This window comes from Streptomyces sp. NPDC046887 (assembly GCF_040644755.1).
Lineage (GTDB): Bacteria > Actinomycetota > Actinomycetes > Streptomycetales > Streptomycetaceae > Streptomyces > Streptomyces lichenis.
On sequence record NZ_JBEYXH010000011.1, the window covers coordinates 195,180 to 201,586 of the forward strand.

Sequence of the window (6,407 nt, forward strand, 5' to 3'; positions counted from 1 at the left end):
CCGTAACTACGAAGGGACGACGGCACCCATGAGTGCGTCAGGCGGAACCAAAGCAATCGTGGCGGCCCTCGCTGCGAACCTCGCGATCGCGGTCGCCAAGTTCGTCGCGTTCCTCTTCAGCGGCTCGTCCTCGATGCTGGCGGAGAGCGTCCACTCGCTCGCCGACTCCGGCAACCAGGGCCTGCTGCTGGTCGGCGGCAAGAAGGCCAAGCGGCAGGCCACCCCGGAGCACCCCTTCGGCTACGGCCGCGAGCGCTACATCTACGCCTTCCTCGTCTCCATCGTGCTCTTCTCGCTCGGTGGGATGTTCGCCCTGTACGAGGGCTACGAGAAGATCAAGCACCCGCACGAGCTCACCGACTGGTGGTGGCCGGTCGGCGTACTGGTCTTCGCGATCCTCGCGGAGAGCTTCTCGTTCCGTACGGCCATCAAGGAGTCCAACCACCTGCGCGGCAAGCAGTCCTGGAAGGAGTTCGTCCGCCGGGCCAAGGCGCCCGAGCTGCCGGTCGTCCTCCTGGAGGACCTGGGCGCGCTGGTCGGCCTGATCCTGGCCCTGTTCGGCGTCGGCCTGGCCATCCTCACCGGCAACGGCGTCTGGGACGGCATCGGCACCCTCTGCATCGGCATCCTGCTGGTCCTCATCGCCCTGGTGCTGGCGGCCGAGACCAAGTCGCTGCTGCTCGGCGAGTCCGCCGGCATCGAGGACGTCCGGAAGATCGAGGCCTCGCTCGTCGACGGTGACACGGTGACCGGTGTCATCCACATGCGCACCATGCACCTGGGCCCGGAGGAGCTGCTGGTCGCCGCCAAGATCGCGGTGCGGCACGACGACACGGCCACCGAGGTGGCGACGGCGATCGACGCGGCCGAGTCCCGCGTCCGCACCGCCGTCCCCATCGCGCGGGTCATCTATCTGGAGCCCGACATCTACCAGGCAGCCAAGTCCGAGCCGGCGGAAGCCATCAAGCCGCAGACCGAGGCCGCTGAAGCCCCCGAGACCCCCGAGACCCCCGGCTCCGCGTAACCGTCTGGAACAGTCCCACACCGCACGGTATTGCACCGCACCGCACCGCACCGCACCGCACCACGGCGACGGCCCGGCCTCCCCCCCCACCCGGCGGGGGCCGGGCCTCTTCCGTTCCCCTTCCCCCGCCCCTCGGGCGTCCCCGGCGGTTACGTGCGTACCGCCCCGGAACCAGTGCCTCCGCCCGCCCACCCGGCCTCCGCCGTGCGCCGAGGGGCTTTTCGGCTCGCACAGCCGATCGGTGTAGATTCGTGACAAGAGTCAGACGTCGCTGCTGATGGCGGTCGGGCGGTTCCGGACGGACCGACCGAGGGAGAGAGGGCCTCCGACGACTGCTCTGTGAGCATGAGCAGGCATCCTTGAATGCGGCCATCTCGCAGAGCCAGACGTACCCACCCTCGACCAACACGAGGAGCAGCTCGATATGTCGACTGTCGCGAACCGGCAGGACTTCAAGGTCGCCGACCTCTCCCTGGCCACCTTCGGCCGCAAGGAGATCACCCTCGCCGAGCACGAGATGCCGGGCCTGATGGCGATCCGCGCGGAGTACGCGGAAGCCCAGCCGCTGGCGGGCGCCCGGGTCACCGGCTCCCTGCACATGACGGTGCAGACCGCCGTCCTCATCGAGACCCTGGTCGCGCTCGGCGCGCAGGTCCGCTGGGCCTCCTGCAACATCTTCTCCACCCAGGACCACGCGGCCGCCGCCATCGCGGTCGGCCCGAACGGCACCCCCGAGGCGCCCCAGGGCGTCCCCGTCTTCGCCTGGAAGGGCGAGACGCTGGAGGAGTACTGGTGGTGCACCGAGCAGGCGCTGACCTGGCCGGACAGCCCCACCGGCGGCCCGAACATGATCCTGGACGACGGCGGTGACGCCACCCTCCTCGTCCACAAGGGCGTCGAGTTCGAGAAGGCCGGCCAGGCCCCGGACCCGGCCACCGCGGACAGCGAGGAGTACGCGCACATCCTGCGCGTGCTCAACCGCACCCTGGGCGAGAACCCGCAGAAGTGGACCCGCCTCGCCTCGGAGATCCGCGGCGTGACGGAGGAGACCACCACCGGTGTCCACCGCCTCTACGAGATGCACCGCGACGGCGCCCTCCTCTTCCCCGCGATCAATGTGAACGACGCGGTCACCAAGTCGAAGTTCGACAACAAGTACGGCTGCCGCCACTCCCTCGTCGACGGCATCAACCGCGCCACCGACGTCCTCATCGGCGGCAAGACCGCCGTGGTCTGCGGCTACGGTGACGTGGGCAAGGGGTGCGCGGAGTCCCTGCGCGGCCAGGGCGCCCGGGTCATCGTCACCGAGGTCGACCCCATCTGCGCGCTGCAGGCGGCGATGGACGGCTACCAGGTGACCACCCTGGACGACGTCGTGGAGACGGCCGACATCTTCATCACCACGACCGGCAACAAGGACATCATCATGGCCTCGGACATGGTGCGGATGAAGCACCAGGCCATCGTGGGCAACATCGGCCACTTCGACAACGAGATCGACATGGCCGGCCTCGCCCGCGTCGAGGGTGTCGTCAAGGACGAGGTCAAGCCCCAGGTGCACACCTGGACCTTCGCGGACGGCAAGAAGATCATCGTGCTGTCCGAGGGCCGGCTGCTGAACCTGGGCAACGCCACCGGTCACCCCTCCTTCGTGATGTCCAACTCGTTCGCGGACCAGACCCTGGCCCAGATCGAGCTGTTCACCAAGCCGCAGGAGTACCCGACCGACGTCTACGTCCTCCCCAAGCACCTGGACGAGAAGGTCGCCCGCCTCCACCTCGACGCCCTCGGCGTCAAGCTGACCACGCTCCGCCCGGAGCAGGCGTCCTACATCGGCGTCGAGGTCGACGGCCCCTACAAGCCCGACCACTACCGCTACTGAGCCACCCGGCCCGGGCGCGGCACCGGTGTCGGTACCGGCACCCGTACCGCGCCCAGGCCCCGGGCGGTCCGACAGGCCGGCGGCCAGGCCATCGGCCCCGACCGCCAGGCCCGACCGCCGGACCACGTGCGGCCGAGCCCCGGGCAGGCCCCCGCACCCCCGTGACGGGGGCCTGCCCGGTTACCGGCCGCCTCGGCTCAACACCGACCCCGAGAGTCCCAGGACCCATGCCCCGCGGCCGATATTCGCTTCACGATCCGCACGATCGCACCCCTCTCGGTGAAGAGCAGTTCCACTGCGCCCCCGGCCCGTCCGGCTGGCGCTATGTCGCACAGACGACCGCCCCCTCCGGTGATCACCACGGCTCCGTCGACCTGGCGATCGACGACCTCGGCCGACCGATCCGACTCGAACTCCAGGCCCGCGAATGGCGGGTCCGCGGCGCCGCCCTCGACGGCGTGACCTGGGTCCGTACCGATCCCTCAGGAGAGCATGCGAGCGAAGGAAGCGTTCGCGCCCACTCCTTCACCGGCACCTCCCCGGCGTTCCTCATCGCGACGACTCGGCTTCTGCGCCTCACCCCCGGTTCCCCGTCCACTCGTGTACGACTGGTCGCCTTCACCGACCCGGTGCTCGCCCCCCTGACCATCGAGCAGTCCTGGGCCCTGGTGAACAGTGAAGCGCACCCCACTGACAACGGCCCTCTGACCGTGCACGAGTACCAGGTCGGCACGGTGGACACCGGTGAGCTCCACACCGTGCACATCGCCGGTGACGTGGTGCTTTCAGCCCCCGGTATCGAGCTTGAGGACCTCGACACCCCGCCCTCGGCCCTGCCCGACCTTCCCGTCCTCCCCGACCGGTAGCGCCCGCGCCGCCGGTACCGGTCAGCCCCACACGCCGTTACGCGGGTTACGCGGGCGGTGCGAACCCCGTCCCCGTCCCCGTCTCCGTTCCCGCCCCCGGCCGCCGCGCCGACTCCGAGTCGCCGTCCACGGGCACGCCCGTCACCGGACCGGGCCGCGAACCGCCCGTATCAGAACCGGGTCGGGAGACGCTCGCGCCCGCCCCGAAGCCCGACCCGGCCGAGCCACCGGCCCCACCGGCGCCGTGGGTCGCCTCCATGGCACCACCCGCCCCAACCACACCCCGGGCCCCCTCACCGCCGGCCGCGGGGCCGGCGGGACGGAACGCCCGCCGGGCATCGCGCGCCTGGCGCTCCTGGACCACTCCGGCCAGATACACCGACGCGGGCATCCCCGCCGGCGGAGGCGTCCCCGTACGCGCCACCAGATCGTCGGCCAGTCGTTCCGCCATCGCGCGGCCCACCTGCGGGTCGAGCTGCCCCGCCCGGGAGAGGTACTGGCGCACCGCCAGCCAGAGCTCCTCCGGCACCGCGGAGAGGTCGAGCTGCCCGAACCGTCCCGCCAGCCAGGGCGCCGGGGGCGGCGCGGCCATCCGGCGGCCTGCCGGGATCCGTTCCCGTACGACCAGGGTCCCCGCGAACACATCCCCGACCCGCCGCCCCCGCTCCGACATCAGCGAAGCGATGCACGCCACCACCCCGAAGGTCATCAGCAGCTCGACCACCCCCATCGCGCCGCGCACCAGAGCGTGCCGGAAGCGGATCGGCCCGCCGTCGTCCCGGACCACGCGCAGCCCGCAGGCCAGCTTGCCCAGCGACCGCCCACGGCTCAGCGTCTCCACCGCGATCGGCCCGCCCACCAGCACCAGAAGGAAGGCGGCAATGGACACGGCCATCACGGCTGCCTCGTCGAGCGAGGCGGTGGCCAGCGCCAGACCAAGGGATATGAGCAGATAGGTCGACCAGACGACCACCAGATCGATCGCCAGGGCCAACGCCCGGCTCGGCAGGCGCGCGGGCTGCAACCCGAGCACCACCGCATCCCCCGTCACAACGGCGCTCACGGGCCCACCCTCTCCTTCACGTCCATCCTCTACCTGAGGCAACGCAACCGAACGCCAGTCTGCCAAGCTGACCGTCAGCGCGCCGCAGGACCGGGGCCCGCACTAGTACGGACCGTACGCACAGTGCCTGGAGCAGAAGCCGATCATGGACCTTGACGTCTTCATGACCGCCCACCGAGCCGAGTGGGACCGCCTCGACCAGCTGCTCGGGCGGGGCCGACGGCTGACCGGGGCGGAGACCGACGAACTGGTCGAGCTCTACCAGCGCACGGCCGCCCATCTGTCGCTGATCCAGACCAGCGCGCCCGACCCGCACCTCACTGCCCGGCTCACCCAGCTGGTTGCCCGGGCCAGAGCGACGGTCACCGGGACACGGCGGGCATCCTGGCGGGACGCGATCCGTTTCCTCACCCAGGGCTTTCCGGCCGCGGTCTACCGCTCCCGCCACTGGTGGGTGCCGACGGCCGTGCTGTCCACCCTCCTCGCGGCGCTCATCGGCTGGTGGATAGCGGCGCACCCCGAGGTGCAGTCCGCCATCGCCGCCCCGGAGCACCTCCGCGAGATGACCCGGCCCGGTGGAGAGTACGAGTCCTACTACTCCAGCCACCCGGCCACGTCCTTCGCCGCCCAGGTGTGGACCAACAACGCCCAGGCCGCCGCGATGTGCCTGGTCCTGGGGGCCTTCCTCTGCCTCCCGGTGCTCTGGATCCTCTTCCTCAACATGCTGAACGTCGGGATCGGCCTCGGTCTGATGGCGTCCGCCGGCCGACTCGACACCTTCCTCGGCCTGCTCCTCCCACACGGCCTGCTCGAACTCACCGCGGTCTTCGTCGCCGCCGGCACCGGACTCCGGCTCGGCTGGACGGTCATCGACCCCGGCCCGCGGTCCCGCCGGTCGGCCCTGGCCGAACAGGGCCGCGCAGCCGTGGGAATGGCCATCGGCCTGGCCCTCGTCCTGCTCGTGTCCGGTGTCATCGAGGGCTTTGTGACCCCCTCCGGCCTGCCCACCTGGGCCCGAATCGCCATCGGTATCGCCGCCGAGGCGGGCTTCCTGCTGTACGTGTACGTGCTGGGCGGCCGTGCCGCCAGGGCCGGCGAGACCGGCGACGTGGATGCCGCCGACCGCAGCGCCGAGCTGCCCACCGCGGCCTGATGTGCGTTCGGCCCCGCGGAGCTGCTACTGTCCTCTTCGCCCACAAAAACCGTTGACACGGCGCTTGTGGGGAGGTAGATTTTAACAGTTGCCTCGAACTGGACAAGTTCGACCGCACTTACTAACATCTCTCTCGCTCCACTTGCGGAAAGCATTCCGCAGGAGCCACCCCCTCGATTCCCTCAGAATCACAAAACCTGCCGATTAGGCCGGTCGGAATGGTTCTGATAAAGTCGGGGAGCGCCGAAAGGCAAAGGCCCTCCAACGGCCACCGGAAACGAAATTCCAGACCGGAAACGGAACGGAAAAAGGATCTGGTAAGGTTGGAGACAAGAAAGACCGAAGGGAAGCGCCCGGAGGAAAGCCCGAGAGGGTGAGTACAAAGGAAGCGTCCGTTCCTTGAGAACTCAACAGCGTGC

5 protein-coding genes are annotated in these 6,407 nt (G+C 70.0%); 4 read left to right on the forward strand and 1 reads right to left on the reverse strand.

Going from position 1 to position 6,407, the window contains the following annotated elements; genetic code table 11:
* Positions 1–28 precede the first annotated feature (28 nt).
* From ABZ945_RS14125 to ABZ945_RS14135, 3 genes are all read left to right on the forward strand, one after another.
* Positions 29–1,024, forward strand: a complete 996-nt coding sequence (locus ABZ945_RS14125; protein WP_361268115.1) for a cation diffusion facilitator family transporter — start codon at positions 29–31, stop codon at positions 1,022–1,024.
* A gap of 424 nt (positions 1,025–1,448) precedes the next feature.
* Positions 1,449–2,906, forward strand: a complete 1,458-nt coding sequence (ahcY, locus tag ABZ945_RS14130) for an adenosylhomocysteinase (protein ID WP_361268118.1) — start codon at positions 1,449–1,451, stop codon at positions 2,904–2,906.
* A 227-nt stretch (positions 2,907–3,133) separates the two neighbouring features.
* Entirely contained in the window at positions 3,134–3,772 is a 639-nt protein-coding gene (locus ABZ945_RS14135; RefSeq protein ID WP_361268121.1) for a hypothetical protein, read from the forward strand.
* Positions 3,773–3,818: 46 nt separating this feature from the next.
* Here the strand turns inward: ABZ945_RS14135 and ABZ945_RS14140 are convergent, their stop codons facing one another.
* Complete coding sequence (locus tag ABZ945_RS14140; RefSeq protein ID WP_361268124.1) at positions 3,819–4,835, reverse strand: RDD family protein; 1,017 nt, start codon at positions 4,833–4,835, stop codon at positions 3,819–3,821.
* Positions 4,836–4,980: 145 nt separating this feature from the next.
* On the opposite strand from ABZ945_RS14140, the gene ABZ945_RS14145 reads away from it, so the two are divergent.
* Positions 4,981–5,988, forward strand: coding sequence for a stage II sporulation protein M (locus ABZ945_RS14145; RefSeq protein ID WP_361268127.1), 1,008 nt, complete (start codon positions 4,981–4,983; stop codon positions 5,986–5,988).
* Positions 5,989–6,407: the final 419 nt, after the last annotated feature.